This is a genomic window from Sulfuricurvum sp., assembly GCF_028712165.1.
In the GTDB taxonomy this organism is placed as follows: domain Bacteria; phylum Campylobacterota; class Campylobacteria; order Campylobacterales; family Sulfurimonadaceae; genus Sulfuricurvum.
The window spans coordinates 1-21740 of sequence record NZ_JAQTQR010000053.1 but is presented as its reverse complement, the minus strand read 5'-3'; the positions used below and the strand labels follow the sequence as shown (position 1 = coordinate 21740).

The 21740-nt window shown below is 42.7% G+C and carries 18 protein-coding genes; 9 read left to right on the top strand and 9 right to left on the bottom strand.

Annotated elements, in window-relative coordinates; genetic code table 11:
- From pgm to PHP90_RS09920, 9 genes are all read left to right on the top strand, one after another.
- Positions 1–1660, top strand: a 1660-nt coding sequence (pgm, locus tag PHP90_RS09960; protein WP_366141116.1) for a phosphoglucomutase (alpha-D-glucose-1,6-bisphosphate-dependent), incomplete at its 5' end; no start/stop codon positions are given.
- 127 nt (positions 1661–1787) lie between these two features.
- Positions 1788–3434, top strand: coding sequence for an alpha-glucan family phosphorylase (gene glgP, locus PHP90_RS09955; RefSeq protein ID WP_299929031.1), 1647 nt, complete (start codon positions 1788–1790; stop codon positions 3432–3434).
- Positions 3435–3466: 32 nt separating this feature from the next.
- Complete coding sequence (pta, locus tag PHP90_RS09950) at positions 3467–5545, top strand: phosphate acetyltransferase (protein WP_299929028.1); 2079 nt, start codon at positions 3467–3469, stop codon at positions 5543–5545.
- On the top strand, positions 5545–6633 hold the full coding sequence (locus tag PHP90_RS09945; RefSeq protein WP_299929025.1) for an acetate kinase: 1089 nt from the start codon (positions 5545–5547) through the stop codon (positions 6631–6633). Before pta ends, PHP90_RS09945 begins: the two co-directional genes overlap by 1 nt.
- 173 nt (positions 6634–6806) lie before the next feature.
- Positions 6807–7262 carry a (2Fe-2S)-binding protein gene (locus PHP90_RS09940; RefSeq protein WP_299929022.1) on the top strand — a complete coding sequence of 152 codons (456 nt, stop codon included), beginning with the start codon at positions 6807–6809 and terminating at the stop codon, positions 7260–7262.
- 2 nt (positions 7263–7264) lie between these two features.
- On the top strand, positions 7265–9403 hold the full coding sequence (locus PHP90_RS09935; protein WP_299929019.1) for a molybdopterin cofactor-binding domain-containing protein: 2139 nt from the start codon (positions 7265–7267) through the stop codon (positions 9401–9403).
- 7 nt (positions 9404–9410) lie between these two features.
- Positions 9411–10427: an XdhC/CoxI family protein gene (locus PHP90_RS09930; protein WP_299929016.1), complete on the top strand. Its 1017-nt coding sequence runs from the start codon at positions 9411–9413 to the stop codon at positions 10425–10427.
- Positions 10417–11013, top strand: coding sequence for a nucleotidyltransferase family protein (locus PHP90_RS09925; protein ID WP_299929014.1), 597 nt, complete (start codon positions 10417–10419; stop codon positions 11011–11013). The genes PHP90_RS09930 and PHP90_RS09925 overlap by 11 nt, the downstream gene beginning before the upstream one ends.
- Positions 11014–11118: 105 nt before the next feature.
- Positions 11119–13119 (top strand): methyl-accepting chemotaxis protein, encoded by a 2001-nt coding sequence (locus tag PHP90_RS09920; protein ID WP_366141115.1) that lies wholly within the window; start codon positions 11119–11121, stop codon positions 13117–13119.
- 77 nt (positions 13120–13196) lie between these two features.
- Here the strand turns inward: PHP90_RS09920 and PHP90_RS09915 are convergent, their stop codons facing one another.
- The 9 genes from PHP90_RS09915 to PHP90_RS09875 all read right to left on the bottom strand — a co-directional run.
- Entirely contained in the window at positions 13197–13856 is a 660-nt protein-coding gene (locus PHP90_RS09915; RefSeq protein ID WP_299929011.1) for a response regulator transcription factor, read from the bottom strand.
- Positions 13853–15757 (bottom strand): FIST N-terminal domain-containing protein, encoded by a 1905-nt coding sequence (locus tag PHP90_RS09910; protein WP_299929008.1) that lies wholly within the window; start codon positions 15755–15757, stop codon positions 13853–13855. The genes PHP90_RS09915 and PHP90_RS09910 overlap by 4 nt, the downstream gene beginning before the upstream one ends.
- A gap of 109 nt (positions 15758–15866) precedes the next feature.
- Positions 15867–17300, bottom strand: a complete 1434-nt coding sequence (locus PHP90_RS09905) for a leucyl aminopeptidase (RefSeq protein WP_299929003.1) — start codon at positions 17298–17300, stop codon at positions 15867–15869.
- The gene (gene pqqE, locus PHP90_RS09900) at positions 17291–18424 is read right to left on the bottom strand and encodes a pyrroloquinoline quinone biosynthesis protein PqqE (protein ID WP_299929000.1); all 1134 of its coding nucleotides are present in this window, start codon (positions 18422–18424) and stop codon (positions 17291–17293) included. Before pqqE ends, PHP90_RS09905 begins: the two co-directional genes overlap by 10 nt.
- Entirely contained in the window at positions 18414–18686 is a 273-nt protein-coding gene (pqqD, locus tag PHP90_RS09895) for a pyrroloquinoline quinone biosynthesis peptide chaperone PqqD (RefSeq protein WP_299928996.1), read from the bottom strand. The genes pqqE and pqqD overlap by 11 nt, the downstream gene beginning before the upstream one ends.
- The gene (gene pqqC, locus PHP90_RS09890; RefSeq protein WP_299928993.1) at positions 18655–19398 is read right to left on the bottom strand and encodes a pyrroloquinoline-quinone synthase PqqC; all 744 of its coding nucleotides are present in this window, start codon (positions 19396–19398) and stop codon (positions 18655–18657) included. Before pqqC ends, pqqD begins: the two co-directional genes overlap by 32 nt.
- Before the next feature lie 29 nt (positions 19399–19427).
- Complete coding sequence (gene pqqB, locus PHP90_RS09885; protein ID WP_299928990.1) at positions 19428–20342, bottom strand: pyrroloquinoline quinone biosynthesis protein PqqB; 915 nt, start codon at positions 20340–20342, stop codon at positions 19428–19430.
- Positions 20343–20445: 103 nt separating this feature from the next.
- Positions 20446–20520 carry a pyrroloquinoline quinone precursor peptide PqqA gene (pqqA, locus tag PHP90_RS09880; RefSeq protein WP_015653473.1) on the bottom strand — a complete coding sequence of 25 codons (75 nt, stop codon included), beginning with the start codon at positions 20518–20520 and terminating at the stop codon, positions 20446–20448.
- A gap of 11 nt (positions 20521–20531) precedes the next feature.
- On the bottom strand, positions 20532–21740 hold a 1209-nt coding region (locus PHP90_RS09875), incomplete at its 5' end, for a PQQ-dependent dehydrogenase, methanol/ethanol family (protein WP_299928987.1).

Below are 21740 nucleotides of genomic sequence, written 5' to 3'. Positions count from 1 at the left end.
ATATCAATATCAAAGGCAGTTTATGAGCATCCATCCTTATGCCGGAAAACAAGTCCCTAAATCGGAACTGGTAAATGTCCCCCGATTAATCACCGAATACTATACACAAAAGCCAAATGTTAATGATAAAGAAGAAAGAATTAGTTTCGGAACGTCCGGGCATCGAGGATCTTCGTTGTTGAACAGTTTCAACGAAATGCATATTTTGGCTGTCACTCAGGCGGTGTGTGATTATCGTCAGCACGCAGGTATCGACGGAATTTTATTTATGGGGATGGATACGCATGCCCTCTCTTATCCTGCACAAATGAGTGCCTTGCAGGTTTTGAGTGCCAACGGTGTTCAGGTTCGTATTGCCAAAGAAGGAGGCTATACGCCGACACCTGTAATTTCACACGCTATTTTGACCCACAACACTCAAGCAGGAGCACCGCTGTGTGACGGGATTGTTATCACGCCGTCGCATAACCCTCCGACGGATGGAGGATTCAAATACAATCCTCCGCACGGCGGACCGGCGGACAGCGATGTCACTGATTGGATCGAATCACGGGCCAACGCTATCATGGAAAATGGGATGGTTGACATTAAAAAATACCCTCTTGATGAGGCATTGAGGGCTGAAAATATCGTCGAATACGATTATATGACTCCTTACGTCGAAGATCTGCAAAATGTCGTCGATATGGAAGCGATCGCCAAGTCCGGTATCCACATCGGAGCCGATGCGATGGGTGGCTCAGGTATGGCCTATTACAGTGCGATTAAAGAGCGCTACGGACTGAATATGAAAGTATTCAATAACACGCTTGACTCTACTTTCTCATTTATGCATTGCGATAAAGACGGAAAAGTGCGTATGGACTGTTCATCTCCGTATGCAATGGCGGGACTGGTGGCTATGAAAGAGGAGTTTGATATCGCATTCGGGAATGATACCGATTTTGACCGTCACGGTATCGTCACCAAAAGCATGGGGTTAATGAACCCGAACCACTATCTCAGCGTCGCTATCAACTATCTGGCAACCCATCGTCCGCAATGGAAAAACGATTTGGGAATCGGGAAAACATTGGTGAGCAGTTCGATGATCGACCGGGTTGCCGGTGCATTGGACAAAAAGGTGATCGAAGTCCCGGTCGGGTTCAAATGGTTTGTGGATGGCCTCACCGAAGGGAAAATCTTTTTCGGCGGAGAAGAGAGTGCGGGTGCGAGCTTCTTACGCAAAGACGGAAGGGTCTGGAGTACCGATAAAGACGGAATCATCCTCGCCCTCCTCGCGGCGGAAATTCTTGCCGTGACCAAACGCGATCCCGGTGAACATTATCAAGAGTTGACACAAAAGTTCGGAAATCCGATCTACTCACGGATCGATGCTCCTGCAGATGCCACTCAGCGTGCTATCCTCAAAAAATTATCCCCTGAAGATGTAAAAGAAAACTATCTTGCCGGAGAAGCGATCGAGATGATTCTGACAAAAGCTCCGGGCAACGGCGCTTCCATCGGCGGGCTCAAGGTTGTCACCCATAACGGATGGTTCGCCCTCCGCCCATCAGGAACAGAGCCTATCTATAAAATCTATGCCGAAAGTTTTATTGGACAAGATCATTTGAATACGATTCTTAACGAAGCACAGGCGATGGTTGCAAAACTGTTTTAATTGGTGCGTACAAATTTGTCACCACTATTAACTAATTATATGCAATACTGCTCTAAAGAGTTTTTACTATGAATTGCTAAGAGAACAACAAGATCAGATAATACCCATTCTAAAGGGAGGGAATAAAATGATTCTGCATGATTATAAGTTCGATCCCAGATACTCTACAAGTGTAGCTTATTTTTCGATGGAATTCGCCATCCACCAGGCGCTTAAAATCTATTCCGGCGGCCTTGGATTTTTAGCGGGTTCTCATATGCGAAGCGCATACAGTCTTAAACAAAACGTTGTCGGTATCGGCATATTATGGAGTTATGGCTATTATGACCAATCACGCAATGAAGACCGATATTTAAAAATCGAATTTATCCGCAAACACTATTATTTTCTCGAAGACCTTGGGATTCAGGCAACAGTAAACATCCATTCCCAAGATGTCCATATAAAAGCCTACTATCTTCCGCCAAATATATTTGGTTCGGCACCGCTTATTTTATTATCTACGGATATAGAAGAGAATGATTTTTTGGCCCGTACTATTACACACAAACTTTATGATGCACATGAAGAAACGCGGATATCACAAGAAATCGTTCTGGGTATCGGCGGGATAAAAGTACTCGAAGCACTAAAGCAAAAAATCGATATCTATCATATGAATGAAGGGCATTCTCTGCCATTGGTTTATGAACTTTATTCTAAATACCTGGATATGGATGAGGTTAAAAAGCGGGTTGTATTTACGACGCATACGCCTGAAGATGCAGGGAACGAAGAGCATAACATCTACCTCCTCCATAAATTCGGTTTTTTTAACGCTCTCTCACTTGAAACTGTTAGAAAAATCATGATGATTGATGATGACATTTTCAATCTGACAATCGGGGCGCTGCGCTCGGTCAAAATCACCAATGCCGTATCCAAGATCCACGGTAAAGTAGCAAACAATATGTGGCTGCAATGTGAGGGATGTTCCGAAATAACCTTTATTACAAATGCACAAAGCCGCCGTTTTTGGAGTGATAAAGCGATGGTCACTGCTTTGGATGAACATGAAGATTATGCATTGACAGGTCGAAAAAAACATCTCAAACGTATTTTATTCAACGAAGTTGCCGATCAAACAGGCAAAATGTTTGATCCCGATGTATTGACGATCGTCTGGGCACGCCGTTTTGCCGAGTACAAACGTCCAGGACTTCTCAAACACGATTTTGAACGTTTTAAAAAACTGATGGAAAACAAAGAAAAACCTGTTCAGGTCATCTGGGCCGGCAAACCCTATCCATTTGACATGAATGCGATTAATTCGTTCAACGAGCTGATCCATATCAGCCACAGCTTTAAAAATATGGCCGTCTTGGTCGGTTACGAGCTAGACCTCTCGGCTAAACTTAAGCAAGGTTCCGACATCTGGCTCAATACGCCACGTATTTCCAGAGAAGCGAGCGGTACAAGCGGCATGACGGCAAGTATGAATGGATCAATCCACCTTTCAACAGAAGACGGTTGGCATCCTGAATTCGCAAAACACGGCTGCAATGCTTTTACGATTCCGGTAACCGACAATACTGCCTCACATGAAGTTCAAGACTTTGAGGACAATAAAAATTTGATGGATATTCTAGAAAATGAAATCCTTCCAATGTATTACGATAAGCCCGAGCAATGGACCCAGATTATGAAAACTGCAATGTCGGATGTTATTCCAGCCTTTGATTCAGGAAGAATGGTACATGAATACTATACCAGGATGTATAATAATGATCAATAATTTTTTATCCGCGTAATTTTCAAAGGGTATCTATGAACATCAACACTCTTTTTGTCTCCTCCAGCCAAAATAATGCTGGGAGCATTATCATTACGATGGGACTGATGCAGCTGCTAAAATCCAAAATTAATAAAGTGGCATTTTACCGACCCGTAGTCGAAGATGCCCCCGTATTCAACCATGATATACGGTTTATGATTGAACATTTTTCTCTGGAACAAAGTTATGAAGAGAGTTTCGGAATCAACAAAAATCACTTCGAGTCCCTATTGGCTGAAGGAAGAGAATCCGATGCCATTGAACTCATCATTGCCAATCTGGAAAATCTGAAAGCCAAAAACGAATTTGTATTGATTGAGGGGATCGATCCTGCGATTCTGCCGTTTGGTTTGGGATTTGAATACAATGTAGTGTTGGCTAAAAATCTCGATTCAGATTTCATTTTGATCGTCAATGCGAAAAACAAAACTGCCCAAGAAATTCTCAATGAGATCACGATAGATGTCGAAACGCTTAAAGAGCATGAAGTTCGAAGTTTTATGAATGTTATCAACCGCATAGAACCTGATGAGATAGAATACCTGCAAAACAACTCGCATCAACTCCCTGATCTGTATTTTATGCCCGAAGTCGATGAACTCGATTGTATTACGATCAATGATATTCATGATTATCTGGATTGTGAGCTTCTTTTCGGAAAAAAAGAAGATCTAAACCGTATTGTCACAACCAAACTTATCGCGGCAATGAGCAGTGAACATTATCTCGAACGTCTCAGTGAAAAAGCGCTCATCGTCGTTCCTTCCGATCGTTCCGACATTATCACAGCGACGATTTTGGGGCTTTATTCCAAAAACATTCCCAATGTCGCAGGAATCATCCTCACCGGAAATCTGAAACTCTCAGCATCGATTGAAAAACTTATTAAAGGACTCGATTCCTTTACCCTTCCGATATTATCCACTGCATGGGATACGTATCAGAGCGTTGTAAAAATCAACGAGATAAAGGTAAAAATCACACCCGATTCCAGTCGGAAAATTGCACTGGCGATGGGGCTGTTTTTTGATCATATCGATGCAGAATCACTTTTGGGCAATCTCAATGCACCGACCCAACACTCTATGACACCGGCAATGTTTCAATACACCCTTTTTGAAAAGGCCAGAAACAATAAAAAAACGATTGTCCTCCCTGAAAGCGAAGATGAACGAATACTTCGCGCATCTGAAATACTCCTGCGACGCGGTGTTGCCGATATCATTTTATTAGGAGATCGTGAAGAAATTCTCCATCGCTCAGGTGTATTGGGACTCGATCTAGCCAATGCTCAAATAATCGATCCGAATACCTCCAACCTGCTTGAAAAATTTGCCGACGAGCTTTACCATATCCGACAACATAAAGGGATGCAGCTGCAAGCGGCACATGATGCAATGTCTCACGGCACTTACTTCGGAACCATGCTCGTCTACAAAGGTTTGGCTGATGGAATGGTAAGCGGAGCAAGCCATACGACCGCCGATACCGTTCGTCCAGCGTTGCAGATCATTAAAACAGCACCCGGTATTTCCATCGTTTCCAGTGTCTTTTTTATGTGTTTGGAAACGCAGGTACTGGTTTATGGAGACTGTGCGGTCAATCAAAATCCCGATGCGAATGAGCTGGCACAAATTGCTATTTCATCCGCAAAAACGGCAAAAGCGTTCGGAATCGAACCGCGTGTCGCTATGCTGAGCTACTCTACCGGTGAAAGCGGAAGCGGTGAAGATGTCGAAAAAGTCAAATCCGCAACGCACATCGCAAAAACAATCGATCCATCGCTTCTCATCGAAGGGCCGATCCAGTACGACGCCGCCATAGACAGCAGTGTCGCTTCCATCAAACTCCCCCATTCCGATGTAGCCGGCAAAGCCAATGTATTTATTTTTCCGGATCTCAATACCGGCAACAATACCTATAAAGCAGTGCAACGCTCTTCCGGAGCTATCGCAATCGGTCCGGTATTGCAAGGACTTAACAAACCGATCAATGACCTCAGCCGAGGATGCTTGGTGGAGGATATCGTCAATACCGTCGCGATCACAGCCATTCAAGCGGGTACAGTCTAATGAAAGTATTGGTTCTCAATAGCGGCAGTTCTTCCGTCAAATACGCTCTCTTCGATTCTCAAAACCTCATCCGCTCTGCTTTGATAGAACGGGTGGAAAATCATGATGAAGCCATCGCCGAAATTCTATCCCAAATAGGGACGATTGATGCGGTAGGACACCGCGTCGTTCACGGAGGTGAGACCTATACCGGTCCGGTTCGTATTGATTCGATGGTTATCCAGGCAATCGAAGATCTCATCCCTCTCGCACCTTTGCATAATAGAGCCAATCTGGCCGGAATAAAGGCAGTTCAGCGGCTTTTCCCCGATATTCCGCAGATTGCCGTTTTCGATACCTCGTTTCATCAGAGTATTCCCGACTACGCCTACCGATATGCATTGCCTGAGACACTCTACACGCTCAATAAAATACGCCGCTACGGTTTTCATGGCACATCACACCATTTTTTGCTCAAAGCCGCTGCAATGTATCTTCAACGCCCGACTCATGAGCTGAATCTCATCACGTTTCATCTGGGTAACGGAGATAGCGTTTGTGCGATCCAAAACGGTAAAAGCATCGATATCTCGATGGGATTCACCCCTCTGGAGGGTCTCATTATGGGAACACGCAGCGGTGATATCGATCCTGAGATTGTTATTTATCTCCAACAACACATGCAAATGGGCTCCGATGATATCGATACTCTGTTGAATAAAGAATCAGGGCTTAAAGGATTATGCGGCATGAGCGATATGCGCGATGTTGCCAAAGCGGCTCGGCACGGTGATGAAAAAGCGCAGCTTGCGATCAATATGTTTACCTATCATGCCAAAAAATATCTCGGGAGTTATTTTGCCATATTGGGACGAGTGGACGGAATCATCTTCTCCGGAGGAATCGGAGAGCATTCTGCCATGATCCGCGAAAAAATTCTACACGGGCTCAACCATATTGGCATTGAAATCGATCCAGCCAAAAATAATCGGGAGAGTACGGAGACATTTGAAATTTCAACCCCTGACTCAAAAATCAAAGTTCTGGCGACGCATACTGACGAAGAGTTAGAAATCGCATTGGAAACGACAGGAATCATTTCTCAGTAAAGAAGAGTTCTAACATATCCAGACAACCTCCCCTTCTTCTTATTATAATTATTACTTCTCTTTTTGTTTTTCACTTCCACAAATCTTGATGATAAAAACTCTGAATTCATCGCTATATCTAAGCTATTTTCATTCTATATACTTTTCCCACGATAAGCTTTAAAAGGATAACCATGACGACTAAAATAAAAGTAGACGGCACAACGTATGAAGTCACCGTTGATGATAAAACACCCCTATTATGGGTGCTCAGAGATCACTTAAACCTCACCGGAACCAAATATGGATGCGGTGTCGCGCAATGCGGCGCATGTACCGTTTTGGTAGGAGGGAAAGCGGTACGAAGCTGTGCGACGTTTTTAGATGAGATCGGCGACAAAGAGATCATGACCATCGCCAATACAACGGATCCCCTTCTTAAGAAAGTACAGGAAGCATGGGTGGAAGAAGATGTCCCGCAATGCGGCTACTGCCAATCCGGACAGATCATGAATGCGACGGGTTTGCTCAAAGCCAACAGCAACCCGACCGAAGAAGAGATCATCGCCGAAATGAACGGCAATATCTGCCGATGCGGCACCTATAACCGTATTAAAAATGCGATTAAAAAAATAAATGCAGGAGCATAACCATGGGACTCTCACGAAGAACTTTTCTTAAAACGACCACACTGGCAACAAGCGCTTTTGTCATAGGGTTTTATCTACCCTCGACAGCACGTGCAGAAGAAGATTCAAAAGGTGCAATCGCGCTGCAGCCCAATGCATTTATCCAAATTGATCCGGACAACACCATTACCTTTTTGATGGGTCAGGCAGAGATGGGTCAGGGAACCTACACCGCCATGGCTATGTCTATCGCCGATGAGCTGGACGCAGATTGGGATGCCGTCCGTTTCAAAGCGTCTGAGGTCAAACCTGTCTATAACTCCGTCTTCGGACCATTTATGTTAACAGCCGGTTCAACTTCGATGAGTACAAAACATCTTGAAATGCGCAAAATCGGTGCCGCAGTCAATGCAATGCTAAAAACTGCCGCCGCACAAAGATGGAATACGGATCTCTCTAATGTCAAAACCACTAAATCACAGGCCATAAACATCAAAACAGGAGCAAAACTCACGTATGGGGAGTTGGTATCGGATATCAAAACGATGAGTGTTCCTGAATATCCGAAATTAAAAGATTTAAAAGATTGCGAGCTTATCGGAAAACCTACGAAAAGACACCCTTCGGAAGCCTGGGCAAAAGTAACCGGAAAAGCCGAATATGGCGTTGATGTACGCATGGATAACCTTAAATACGCAGCAGTCTTACATCCAGCCGTTTTTGGTTCCAAAATCGTCAGTTTTGACCCTTCAGAAGCCCTAAAACGAAATGGAATTCTAAAAGTAAAACAAATTCCCGGTGGAATCGCCGTCATTGCAGAACATTGGTTCCAGGCAAAAGAGGCCTTGAATCATATCAGTGTCGTATGGGACAAAGGGACATTTGCCTCTATTAGCACTGCGGATTTAAAAAAAGAGTACAGTGATTTATTGAAAAAACCGGGTGCTTCCATGCGTAAAGACGGCAATTCGGCAAAAGCTTTCAAAGAGGCACACTCTATCATCTCCGCTGAATATGAATTCCCATTTCTCGCGCATGCGCCGATGGAACCGCTCAACTGTACCGTCCATCATACGGGAACAACTGCTAAAATGTGGACCGGCGGACAAATGCAAACCACCTATCGGGATGATTGTGCCAATATCCTAGGGATCAAACCTGAAGCTGTTGAATATCACAATACTTTGCTCGGAGGAGGATTCGGACGCCGGGGTGCGGCTAATTCCGACTATATCAACGATGCAGTTTTCACTGCAAAAGATGAAGAGTGGCCAATCATGACACTCTGGACCAGAGAAGATGATATTCGTATGGGGAACTATCGCCCTATGTATAAGAATAAAGCCCGAGTTGCACTGAACAGATTCGGAGATATCACGGCTTTCGAAGCCACAGTCGTCGGACAGCCGGTTGTCAAAGACACGATACTCGGATTTTTATTTAAAGACGGCGTAGACTGGGCGCAATGGGACGGATTGACCGATCACCCCTACAGCATTACGAATCATGACATGCAGTCGCATTCACCGAGTTCCCCGATTCCGGCACTCTGGTGGCGTTCGGTAGGACATACCCAAACCGCACCTATGGTAGAAGGGATTGTCGATGAAGCGGCGCATAAAGCCGGAGTGGATCCGATCGCCTACAGAATCAGTATGCTGGATGACTTGCGATGTATCAAACTGCTGGTGGATGTCAAAAGAATCTCCGATTGGAACAATCGTAAAAAAGAGAAAAATGTCGGCTACGGTGTTGCCCTCGTCAAATCATTCGGAAGTCTTGTGGCACAAGTGGCAAAAGTCAGAGTTACAGACAATGATTTTAAAGTGGAAAAAGTATGGTGCAGCGTCGATTGCGGCTTTGCTGTCAATCCGCTCAACGTTGAAAATCAGATGATCAGCGGAATCAACTTCGGTCTTGCACCGACAAAATACAGCGAAATCACGATCAAAAACGGTGAAGCGGAGCAAAATAATTTCTACGATTATCTAGTCACACGAATCTCCGATGCCCCGGATATCCAAGTCAGTATCGTCAATTCAGGTGAAAAAATCGGCGGCATAGGAGAGACGGCAGTTCCTCCAATCTTTCCGGCAGTCGCCAATGCAATATTTGACGCAACCGGAAAACGATACCATTCACTGCCGATCAAAATAAGTTAGGTTTACCATGTTCGCTCATAAAGATTTTATTCATTTTATACAGCAAGCGAAAAACGAGAAAAAAGATATTGTCTGTATCAATGTCTTGGATACGGAGGGCTCCGTATATCGCAAAAGCGGTGCGACAATGCTGGTGAATTCCGACGGAAAATTCATCGGTGTTGTCAGCGGTGGATGTTTTGAAGAGGATATCGTCCATTGTGCCAAAGATATCCTCTCAAAACATGAAGGAAAATATGTCGTTCATGATTTACGGATGAAAGACGACACTTTGGACAGTTGGGGCAAAGGGGTCGGATGCAACGGACTTATCAAACTGTGGATGGAACCGTTTTATTACAAAGATAACTATGGGGCAATCGGTATCGCACTTGATTTTGCATTATGCGGGATCAAAAAGACACTGATACGTTCAACAGAGATACATGGATTTTATGGGTTTTCTTCAGAAGAAAAACAAGAAGATATCGTGTTTGATGAAGAATCAACCCCTCAACTCATTTATCAAAAAATACATTCTCCTTTTCGGCTTTTGATTTTAGGAGCCGGACCGGGCAGTGAGCCGTTGCTCTCGATCGCAAATACACTCGGATGGCAGAGCGCAATCTGTGATACACGTGCTTCCAATCTGGCACATGTACACTCTGCCGATGAAACGCATTTGCTCAATACCTGTGAAGAGGTTACTGAAATCTTAGAACGCCATTTCGACGCTGCTGTCGTTATGAGTCATAACTTTTCCAGCGATGCCGTCTATTTAAGTGCATTATTGGATTCAGATGTATCCTATATCGGTATTATGGGTCCTCAAAAACGAACGAAAAGTATCATTAGTTCTTTCAGTCAATTCAGTGAAACACTCTTTATGGATCCAAGACTGCATAATCCTATCGGATTGGATTTGGGTGGAGAGTCACCCGAATCGATCGCTTTATCCATCTGTGCAGAAATCGAAGCGAATCGTAACCGAGCCACTCCGATGTCACTTAGAGAGAAAAAAAAGGTGGCGATTCATGCCAACTAACCCCAAGCTTGACATACTGGTTATGGCGGCAGGAATGTCTAGCCGCTTAGGTCAGCCAAAGCAGCTTTTAGAATTGCACGATCATGCTCTAATATGGCATGCGGCAACGCAGGCATTAGAACTCACGCCTCATGTTACCGTTGTTTTAGGGCATCAAAGTGAACTATGCCGTGACGCTATCAAAGATTTACCTCTCAAAACTGTGGTCAATGAAAATTATAAAGAAGGGTTGGGAAGCTCTATCGCATATGGGGTATCGACATTGGAAGATTGCAATAGTGTTATGATAATGCTCTGCGACCAGCCTTTGATTCCGTCTACCCACTATGAAGCATTGATACAGACATCTAAAGAAAACCCCGAGTTGATTATTGCATCACACTATGACAAAAAATCGGGTGTTCCCGCGGTCTTCCCACGACACTATCTTCCTGCACTCATGGAGTTAAAAGGAGACAAGGGAGCTAAAGTCTTGCTGGAAACAAATATTTATCAATATATTCCTCTCACTAAAAATTATTCCAAAGATATTGATACCCATGCGGATTGGGAAGCGATCGTCACGCTCTATTCTTATTATATTTGAGAGGAAGGCAATACTCCCTCCTCCTCTCGAAAACTTAGCCTCTACTGTAAAAAGCAGTTAGATGAGCTGATTCTATACTCAATAAATTCAACTTAAAGGAAGAGTGTGTTCGAACTTTTTAAAGCAATCGGAATAGAAAAGAAAACAACTCAAACATTAGAAATACCTATGATGTCAATCACCTTACAAGAAAGTGAAATTGGTCGCGGTAAATTGGAAAGTATCCCTTTCATCCCAAAAGTGGCTATCGGCTTTGTCTCACCTGCGCTTGATTTTAGTTTAATTTCTTCACGACTAAAGCAAGCTCTCCCTCGTGATACTACTCTCATCCTTTCTACAACTGCCGGAGAATTGTGTAGTTTTGATAAATCGAGTCCTATCTCTAATCTCTATTCCCAATCCGATGCCGGCACAGGGGATAATATTGTCTTAATGCTATTTTCTGAAACGATGATTAGTGATGTGTTTGTTACCTCAATTCCACTAAAAAGCGAAGATATTGCAATAAGCTCTAAAAATTCATCATCTAGAGTTAACGCAATTTCAGATGAGTTGCGACGTATTCGATTACCGTTTAAAATGAATCATGAAGATACGCTCGGATACACTTTAATTGACGGTCTATCAAGCAGCGAGAGCTTTTTTATGGAAGCGGTTTACAATGTTGGAAGCTTTCCATGTTTACTTGTAGGCGGGAGTTCAGGAGGAAAACTAGATTTTAAAAAAAGTTACATATTTGATGGAACACGTGTCGTTCAGCACCATGCTATTATTACATTCATTAAATTTAAACCTAACTACCGATTTGGAATTTTCAAAAGTCAAAATTTCCAAAAAACATCGACAAAATTTACTGTTTTAGCCGCAGATCCAATCAAGCGGGTTATTAGCGCTTTTATGGATACAAAAACAAATGCACGGATCAATGTTATTGAAGCATTGGCTACCCATTTTTCCTGCTCACCTCAACAGCTTGATGCAAAAATGGCCAATTATACTTTCGGAATAGAAATTGATGGGGAAATTTATGTCCGCTCAATCGCATCGATTGATACAACTGCAAATATTATCCATTTTTATTGCGATATTGAAGCCGGTGAAGAACTTATCCTACTTGAAAAAACTGACTTTGTCCAAACAACCGCTGAAAATTATTCTGAATTTAGTCGCAATAAGCCAAAAGCAATCGGTGCAATATTCAATGACTGTATTTTACGGCGTTTATTTAATCCTTTATCCCTCAATAGCCTTCAAACATTTAAAGAGATTCCAGTAGCAGGTTTTTCAACATTTGGCGAACTTCTAGGTGTCAATATCAATCAAACATTGACTGCTATCTTTTTTTATCATATCGAAAACGGATCATTTCATGATGAATACATCGATCGTTTTGTACAAAAATATGCTGGATTTAAAAGTTATTTTCTCCTGCGTAAAATTAATCGACAAAGCATGATTGACAATATCAATAAAGCAATGTTGGTACAAATGAAAGAGAGTATGCCGATCATTGAAACTATTGGAAAAACGATCCTTAATGCCGTAGATTCGATTGATACTATAGGAAGGCAGCTCTCATCCGTTAAAGACCAATTTTCGGTATTTTCAGCCCATATGGAAAAAAGCAGCGATGATAATACAAATTTATCATCAGATGTAGACAATCTTACCGGCAATGTACGTGATATACGGGCTGTCCTTAGTGTTATATCTGATATTGCCGATCAAACAAATCTTCTTGCCCTGAACGCTGCTATTGAAGCTGCGCGAGCAGGTGATCACGGTAGAGGATTTGCTGTTGTTGCCGATGAAGTACGTAAACTGGCCGAACGAACCCAAAAAAGTCTCTCTGAAACCAATGCTTCCGTCAATATAATTATTCAAGCAGTTGAAGGGATCAGTGAAACTATGAATCATGTAAGTACAGACCTTGCTTCAGTGTCATCAAAAAGTTCACAACTCTCTATTGAGATAGAAGATCTTGCACATAAGAGTTCATCTATTTCCGGTGAACTCAAATCCCAATCGCTTATTACCCAAGAACTTAAAAATGAGCTTAATAAACTTCAAGTCTATGAAAAAACATTGGATATATTAAATGGATAGCTTAGTGTAACTGAGTCGGGAGTTTACGTATAAAGTACAGCAACTCCCTGCCTGAAAACAACTATTGTCCATCTTGATTATTTCGGTCGTTCGATCATGTATCCTATTGATCGAATATTGATGATCATATCTTCTTTTAAAACATTTTTGATCCGGTTTAATTCTGCTCTGATAGTAGCATTGTCGATCATGTCATCATTCCATACATAATCTCGGAACATATCATACGTGACGATTCTGCTTCGATGCTGTGATAAAAGCTCTATAATCTGGAGCTGTCTTTTCGGCAGAATATGGGGTTCATTATTGAACAGAAGCGTCATCGTCTCACTGTCAAAACTATACGATTTAGAGAGCCGCTTATGCGCTTGCGGGACTTGTCTGGATTGCAATATTTTATCGATTCTAAGACTTAGCTCTTTCAGGTGAAACGGTTTTTTTAAATAATCATAGCACCCTAAATTAAAGGCCCTTGAAATCTCTTCGATATCAATAAGAGCAGAGATAAAGATCGTAGGAATCTGTATCTTCTCATTATGAGTCGTCTCGAGCAGTGTCAATCCATCCATTCCGGGAACATTAATATCTAAAAGCAAAAGATCATAATTGCTATCATGGATCATCTGCAGACCCTGAGCCCCGTCTTTAACCAATTCCACTACATGTCCTGTCGCCTGAATGTATTTCGATATCGCTTCACCCAGCATAATATCGTCTTCGACTAATAGGATTTTCAAAGGTACGCCTCCTTGAATTCATAGGTAAACGAGGTCTCTTCTTTTGTTGAACTTAACTGAAAAGCGACATCTTCATTGTTGCAAATCTCTTTGACGAGATTGAGTCCCAGTCCAAACCCCTCTTGCTGGGAACTCTCTCTGTAAAATTGTTCAAAAATCTTATTGGGATTTTCAATCTCCGAAGATTTGCTTTTAAAAACGACTTTGCACGTACTTTTATCATGTTCAATTACGATATAAATGGGCTCATTCTCTTTGGTGTATTTAATCGCATTGGTCAGATTGTTATCGATTATCCGTTGAAGCTGGGATTCATTGAAATAGATCAAGAACTCTTGTTCTGGACTCGTAAAGACAAAACTGACATTCGCTTTTTTGGCTACGATATTGAAAAATTCAACCCGGCTGCGCACATAATCCACTAAATCAATCGTATGTTTAGGATATTCAATCGTTTTATTGACAAGCAGATAGGACAAATCATCATAAATCGTACAAACATTTTTCATTGCGGCTTCGATATTGCAAAGATACGGGTTTTTACCGTGTTCCACCTCGTAAAGCTCGATATTGCCCATAATAATACTGAGTGGCGTATTGGTTTCATGAACTGCATATTTGATAAACAAATCTTGCGATTTTAAGAGACTTTTGGAATAACGTTGCTCTTCTTCCAAACGCTTTTTTTGCTGCTCATAATCGTCAGCCGATTGGGCGATGAGATGAGCAAGCGCACCGACGGTAATCGCATAATCGTCTTTTTCAAGTATGCTGTCTTTCGTTTTATTTTCAATAGCAGCACACTCGATACAGTCGGATTCACACAATCCGATAACCGTAAAAGTCTGGTTAAGAAGCTCATTTTGTCCTTCATGATGATAAAACTCGGCGTAACTGAAAAATCCTACAGTCGGTGCATTTTTGACAAAAGGCTCGATTTCGATGTTGATCAGACTCGGCATATATCTTCTTCGCGCCATACAGGAATAGACAAAGTAACTTTGCATATTTTTACAGGGTGCCTGATAATTGTTGTCGAATGATTGTTGGATAATAAGCTCAGCATTTCCAAACCCCAACCGTACTCTATCGCCGACTTGAAGATTTCCGGCAAAACTCATACTGCCGTCATCATGTTTGGCAATAACGGCGCGTGCAACTTTAAACCCGTTTTTATCCATAATCAGCGGAAATTCTATCCCTGTTTTCGGAAGTGCCTTTGCTACTTCAACTCCAAGATATTTTTCATAAAAATCGACAGCCGGCATACCGGATATTTTATAGACTCGATTCGCTCTGATCTCATCGATCGTATGTTCGATCCCGATGGGAGACCAGTCAAATTTATAACTGTTATACACACTCAGCTTGTCAGAATGAAGTGCAACACCGACGGCACCGTGTTCAAGAATTATTTCATTTTCACAGATATAGGTTTGGGTAAATTGTCCGTTATCTCCTGCCATTCCGCCGCAGATCATTATCTGATTATCGACAGATTCGATACCTTTTAAAAACGCTTCGCCGTTACTGGTAGAACCGTCGGTAAAAAGTATCAGAAGTTTGGTGTTTGATTTGATGAGCTTTTTTGCAAGATCGACTCCGTTTTGAAAACAGTCAATCCCGTCCACCGAGGCACTGGTGATTTCAGTCTTGGTGAAAACCGAGACAGCAATAATCGTCGAGTGGGTGAGAATATGGGTATTGTTGATCTCACCATCCGTAGTCGTACCGATAATAATGCTGTAAGGGAGCTTTTTTTTGATGAGAGTTGAGGCTTCTTGAAGGGTCTCTTTTCCGTTGCCGCAAAATATTTGCACTAAAATTTTATGGTGATTTTCATATTCATTCAACCACTGTTGCTGTGCTAAATCTTTATACTCAAACGTATGTGTTATCATGTATCTATTCTATCAAAAAAATGGATAATTTATAGACATTCCTAAGCAATTTAGTATAATTTATTTATATAATTTATCAGGAGTAATCTATTTGAACTTTTTATAACTTTCAGAGGGATTTTTTTGTTATATTTTTTAAAAATTGTACGATTAGACGCACTCCGGCACCACTTGCACCATAAGGATTATATCCCCAGGCTTTTTGGCTATACGCCGGTCCCGCCATATCAAAATGGAGCCATTTCTTCTTGTTTTCATCTTTGATAAATCGGTCTAAAAAGAGACTGGCGGTTATTGCACCGCCGCTTCGTGAAGAGGCGGTGTTCACCATATCCGCGATCTCGCTGTCGAGCTCATGTTCAAAATACCGGTTGTAGGGTAAAAATCCGATCAGTTCGCCGCTTTGCGATGCTGCCGTATTGATTTTTTCTTTGAGTGTATCATTATGTCCCATGACCGCTATCGTTTGAGCACCCAAGGCGACGATAGAGGCTCCCGTCAATGTAGCAAAATCGAAAATATAATCAAAATCCTTAATCTCATCCTGAGCATAACAAAGACAATCTGCCAAAACAAGCCGCCCTTCGGCATCGGTATTTTTGACTTCGATAGTCATACCGTTTTTAGCCCGAAGTACATCATCAGGTTTATAGGCATTCCCCCCGATCATATTCTCCACCGCACCGATAATCCCATGCACTTCGCACTCTAATCCCAGAGCCTTTAAAGTACACATGACACCCAAAACTGCACTTCCGCCAGCTTTGTCACACTTCATAGAGACCATTGAGTCCGCCGATTTGAGACTTAGCCCTCCGCTGTCATACGTAAGCCCTTTGCCTAAAAGAACGATTTTAACTTTGGGATTTTCGCAGCGGTAAGTGAGGTGAATGAGTTGGGATTCATGTACCGATGCTCTTCCGACACTGAGCAATGCATGCATCCCCATCTCTTGCATTAAGTGCTCACCGAGAATCTTGCACTCCAAACCGTCTCTTTTTGCAAAGTATTTGGCATCAAGTGCCATGATATAGGGGTAATAGTCCTGCGGAGGGGTATTCACAATATCTCGGACAAGATTGACATTTCGGCATATCATATCCACTTCATGCAAGATCTCTTCGAGTTGATTTTTACTATGTATACTGCCGCTGTAATCTATAAACAGTTTTCGCTCTTGATGTTTTTGAGACTCGTGTTTATACTGACTGAAATAGTAATCCCCGAGGATCAGCCCTTCGGCTAACGCGGCAACATCGAGTTGGTCTTGATAGCGTTCAAGTGAAATAAAAAGCGTCATAAAACTGCTTTTTTGTATGGATTGGATCGCTTTTGCCGCACTAATTTTGAGATCTTCTGAACGCAGCGACCGACTCGCTACATACAAGATATTGTGATGTATGTCCAAATAGGTCGTTCCCTCTTTGAGGTTAAATCCAGCTTTTTCCAGCATTTTAGAGAGTTTCGAATTTAATGGCATATTAGTGACGAAGGAAAGCTCTAAACTCTCTTTCGGCGGTTTATTGGAAAGTGCTATTTGCATGATGTAGCCAATCGGTTTGCGATAATATTCATCGAATTGATTTTATTTCGATAGAGCGGTTGCTGATTTGATGTGAGACTCTCCTCTACTTTGGAGGTAACAACATGATGAAAACCGGATTTACTGCAAACCGGATCCGCTTCACGCATATCTTTGGTCAGGGCATATGCCTGACATCGGCATCCGCCGAAATCTTTTTCCTTCTCATCACAGGTTCTACACGGCTCCTTCATCCACGAATCACCGCGAAAAAAGTTAAATGCCTCCGAATCGTTCCAAATCGCTTCAACCGAGTACTCTTTAACGTTCGGGAACGTAAGAGGCAGCGTATTGGCCGTATTGCACGGGAGTGCCATACCATCAGGATTGATCGTGAGGAAGGTCGAGCCCCATCCGTTCATACAGGCCTTCGGACGCGTGGCAAAATAATCCGGTACGACAAAAAAGACTTTCATATCCTTTCGATTTTCCCGGTAGTGGTTCGTAATTGCTTTAGCCTCATCCAACTGCTCCCTGGTCGGAAGCAGCGCATTGATGTTTTCAAGTGCCCAGCCATAATACTGGATATTGGCAATCTCAAGATAATTTGCCCCCAACCACTCCGCCATCTCGATAATATCTCCGATTTGATGGATGTTTTGACGTGTGATACAGGTGTTAACGATCAGCTGAAGACCGTTGTCTTTGCATGCTTTTGCAAAAGCCATTTTATCTTTGAAAGCAGTTTTATTGTTGGTAATCAAGGTTGTAGTATGTTCATCGGATGACTGAATCCCAAGCTGTACCGTTTTTAGCCCTGCAGCTTTTAGTTTGGGGACAATAGAGATATCGGCACCGACTCCGGAAGTAATCAGATTCGTATAAAATTTCAGATCATTGGCTTTTTTGACAATGTCGAGAAGATCTTTATTCAGAAGTGGTTCCCCACCTGAGATACCGAGTTGTACGGCACCCATGGCTCGGGCCTCCTCCATGACTCTAAACCAGTCCTCTTTGGACATTTGATCTTTCGTATTGGCAAAATCAAGCTGATTGTAGCAATACGTACATTCCAAAGGGCATTTATGAGTCAGTTCCAGCAAAATCCATAGCGGCGGAGTAACCGTTTTTTTTTCAGGCTTCATGATATACGATCCAGTCACGTGAGAGTGCCTCTTCAAGAAATTCCACTACATCCGACCCGATAGCATCATTCGAAAATTTCTCAGTCAATTCACCAATAATACCTTCACACGATTTTGTCCCGTCGCATAAACTCATAATTTCACCTGCCGAGAAACTCAGCTGCACCATCCCCTCCGGGTATAACAATACATAGCAGTTTTGTTTCTCTTCATACTGCAGTTGAAAGTGATCATTCACTGCAAGTAATTTTTCGCGTTGCATGACAATCCTTAATATTAAAATACGGCGGTCTTTTCAGCTCATACGCCAAATAAAGGGCATCAACCATCGTCCACAAAATATCCAGTTTAAACTGCAGTATGGAAAACGCTTTTTCTTGCAGTTCTACGGTGTTGAACTCTTCGAGCGTCAATGCCAATCCGTGTTGAACATCCCGTCGTGCTTCGGTAAGTCTTTTTTGAAAATAGCGCAGACCGTTTTGATCGATCCAAGGGTAGTTTTTTGGCCACGTATCGAGACGCTGCTGGTGGATTTCAGGTGCAAACATCTCGGTAAGCGAAGACATAGCCGCCTCTTTCCATGGTGCATGTTTGGCAAAATTGACATACGCATCGACGGCAAATCGAACTGCGGGTAAAACGTATTTATGACTGAGGAGATCCTCTTTATCCAACCCTACGGCAGTTCCGAGATCGAGCCATGCTTCGATTCCTCCCCCTACACTGTCATGATCATTGATACGATCGATCCATTTGCGTCTGTCTTCTATCGGAGGGTTATTGGACATAATTGCGGCATCTTTGATCGGGATCATAGTTTGATAGTAAAAACGGTTTGCAACCCATCCTTGGATCTCTTCTTTGGTACATTTACCCTCATACATGCGTACATGAAACGGGTGATAGATATGGTACATGCTCCCCATTGCTCTAAGTGCTTCTTCAAATTCTTTTTTGCTGAGTAGATTTTTCATTTTTTTCCTTTTTAAGTTGGTTTTAGGCGTTAAATCTCGATATGCATACCATCATATGAGATCTCTATGTTGTGGCGTATAAGCTCACGATACTCTTGGGTTGTTTCATCCAGAATCGGATTGGTATTATTAATATGAATTAATATCTTTCTCGGTTTTTCGAGCGTATCCAATGTCTCAATTAGCCCGCCTGCTCCGCTTAACGGGACATGTCCCATATCCGTTCCGAGTTTAGTGGAAAAGCCGTTTTGAATCATTTCATCATTTGTCCAAAGGGTTCCGTCAACCAATAAAACATCCGCAATACGCATCTCATCGATGATTGCCTGTTGCAGTACACCGAGTCCCGGAAGATAAAAAAGGCGCTTTCCGCTTTGCTTGTTGATAACAACCATACCGATGTTGTCACCGGCTCTTGGTCTGTCCCGATATTTTGAATACGGAGGAGCATTCGAAATCAGCGGAACTGCTTTGAAGAGATAGTTCGGCATAACCGGAATCTCAAAACTTGTCCCATCTGTCGCCACCTCATGATAACGGGTTCCGCCGCCGTCCCAATGTGTGAGCATCGTGAAAAGCGGAAATGAGGTGTTGAGCTCTTCATGTACCTCTTTGGTACAATAGACTTCGTGCGGGCACCCTTCTCTGAGCATCAAAAGCCCCGTCGTATGATCAATCTGGGCATCAATAAAAACGATCGCTTTGATCTTGGTTTCTCTTCGCTGCTGCGGATGCAAAAAAGGCGAGTTATGAATTTGCTCCAAAATATCGGGAGAGGTGTTGAACAATACCCAGTTCTCACCGTCTTCGCTGATGGTTATCGAGGATTGGGTTCGGCGTTTGATTGATGGTTTGCCTGCACGATACCCTTTGCAATTGTCACAATTACAGTTAAACTGAGGAAGCCCACCGCCGGCACTGGAACCTAAAATCTCTATTTTCACATCCGATCCTTTGCTATTATTAATTAAAGCTATCCATGATAATCTCAATTCATAATAGAGACACTCAACGTTTTGACGTTGAGTGCACTTTGTTTTGCTACGATTACTCGTGGCAGATGTACATTGTTACTTCAAAACCGAAGCGGTTATCTGTAAATGACGGTTTTTCCCATTTCATTGTAGACTCCTTTATTTATTTTTATGTAATTTGAAGACGTGAACCATGCCGCCTTGTGAAATGTGTTTGATTGATTTCGCAACTTCTCCACCCCACAATGGTACAGCTCCGCCCCATCCTGATACTACTGCAACGTATTGTTCGCCGTCTTGCTCCCACGTAATCGGTGATCCGACGATTCCAGAACCCACTTGGAATGAATAAAGTACTTTTCCGGTCGCGTCATCGAGTCCGAGAAGCTCACCCTCAGGTGTACCGGTAAATACAACACCTCCGGCTGTAGCAAGAACTCCACCCCATAATGGAGCAACATTTTTATGAACCCATTTGATTTTTCCGGTTACCGGATCAATCGCTTTGAGCGCACCGATATGATCTTCATGTATAGGTTTGATCGTGAAACCGGCACCCATATACGCAGCACCTTTTTTATAGGTTACCGGTTGGTTCCACATATCCATACCCCATTCGTTTGAAGGGACATAAAAGAGACCTGTACGTTGTGAGTATGCCATCGGATTCCAGTTTTTACCGCCTAGGAACGATGGAACGGTAAAGACCGTTTTACCTTTTTCACCATTGACAGGTACACCAGGACGGTTTTCAGGATTTACGATCGGTTTCCCGTCTTTATCAATCCCTTTAGCCCAGGTAATGTTGTCAACAAAAGGAGAAGCGCTGATAAATTTACCGTTTTCGCGGTTTAGAACATAGAAGAAACCGTTTTTATCGGCAGTTGCACCGGCTTTGACTGTTTTTCCTGAAGCATCTTTGTAGTCAAACAATACGAGTTCTGACATTCCGTCAAAATCCCATCCATCATTAGGTGTTGTTTGGTAATACCACACAATTTCACCTGTATTAGGATTTATCGCCATTCTACAAGCTGAGTATAAGTTGTTTCCGGCTCTCTCATGTGAGTTCCACGGAGAAGGATTCCCTGTCGGTACATAGATAAGATCCGTTTCAGGATCATACGTTACACCGTTCCATGGAGCGGCTCCGCCGTTTTTCCACTGATCGCCTTCCCAAGTTGCGTTTAAGGTTCCGCTGATACCATTTTCTTTACCGTTAAGGTATCCCATGTGTCCCTCAACCGTTGGTCTGCTCCACACAATCTCTCCGGTTTTTGGATCACGGGCTTCAACTTTACCGACAATACCGAATTCCCCACCCGATACACCGGTTACAACAAGACCTTTAACGATCAACGGTGCTGC

Excerpts from the sequence above, each read along its gene's own strand:
- pqqC (WP_299928993.1), bottom strand. The coding sequence starts at position 19,398 with ATGAAAAATCTACTCAGCAAAAAAGAATTTGAAGAAGCACTTAGAGCA.
- PHP90_RS09925 (WP_299929014.1), top strand. The coding sequence starts at position 10,417 with ATGCCAACTAACCCCAAGCTTGACATACTGGTTATGGCGGCAGGAATG.
- pqqE (WP_299929000.1), bottom strand. The coding sequence starts at position 18,424 with ATGAAGCCTGAAAAAAAAACGGTTACTCCGCCGCTATGGATTTTGCTG.
- PHP90_RS09945 (WP_299929025.1), top strand. The coding sequence starts at position 5,545 with ATGAAAGTATTGGTTCTCAATAGCGGCAGTTCTTCCGTCAAATACGCT.
- PHP90_RS09930 (WP_299929016.1), top strand. The coding sequence starts at position 9,411 with ATGTTCGCTCATAAAGATTTTATTCATTTTATACAGCAAGCGAAAAAC.
- PHP90_RS09910 (WP_299929008.1), bottom strand. The coding sequence starts at position 15,757 with ATGATAACACATACGTTTGAGTATAAAGATTTAGCACAGCAACAGTGG.
- pta (WP_299929028.1), top strand. The coding sequence starts at position 3,467 with ATGAACATCAACACTCTTTTTGTCTCCTCCAGCCAAAATAATGCTGGG.
- pqqD (WP_299928996.1), bottom strand. The coding sequence starts at position 18,686 with ATGCAACGCGAAAAATTACTTGCAGTGAATGATCACTTTCAACTGCAG.
- PHP90_RS09940 (WP_299929022.1), top strand. The coding sequence starts at position 6,807 with ATGACGACTAAAATAAAAGTAGACGGCACAACGTATGAAGTCACCGTT.
- PHP90_RS09905 (WP_299929003.1), bottom strand. The coding sequence starts at position 17,300 with ATGCAAATAGCACTTTCCAATAAACCGCCGAAAGAGAGTTTAGAGCTT.
- glgP (WP_299929031.1), top strand. The coding sequence starts at position 1,788 with ATGATTCTGCATGATTATAAGTTCGATCCCAGATACTCTACAAGTGTA.
- PHP90_RS09935 (WP_299929019.1), top strand. The coding sequence starts at position 7,265 with ATGGGACTCTCACGAAGAACTTTTCTTAAAACGACCACACTGGCAACA.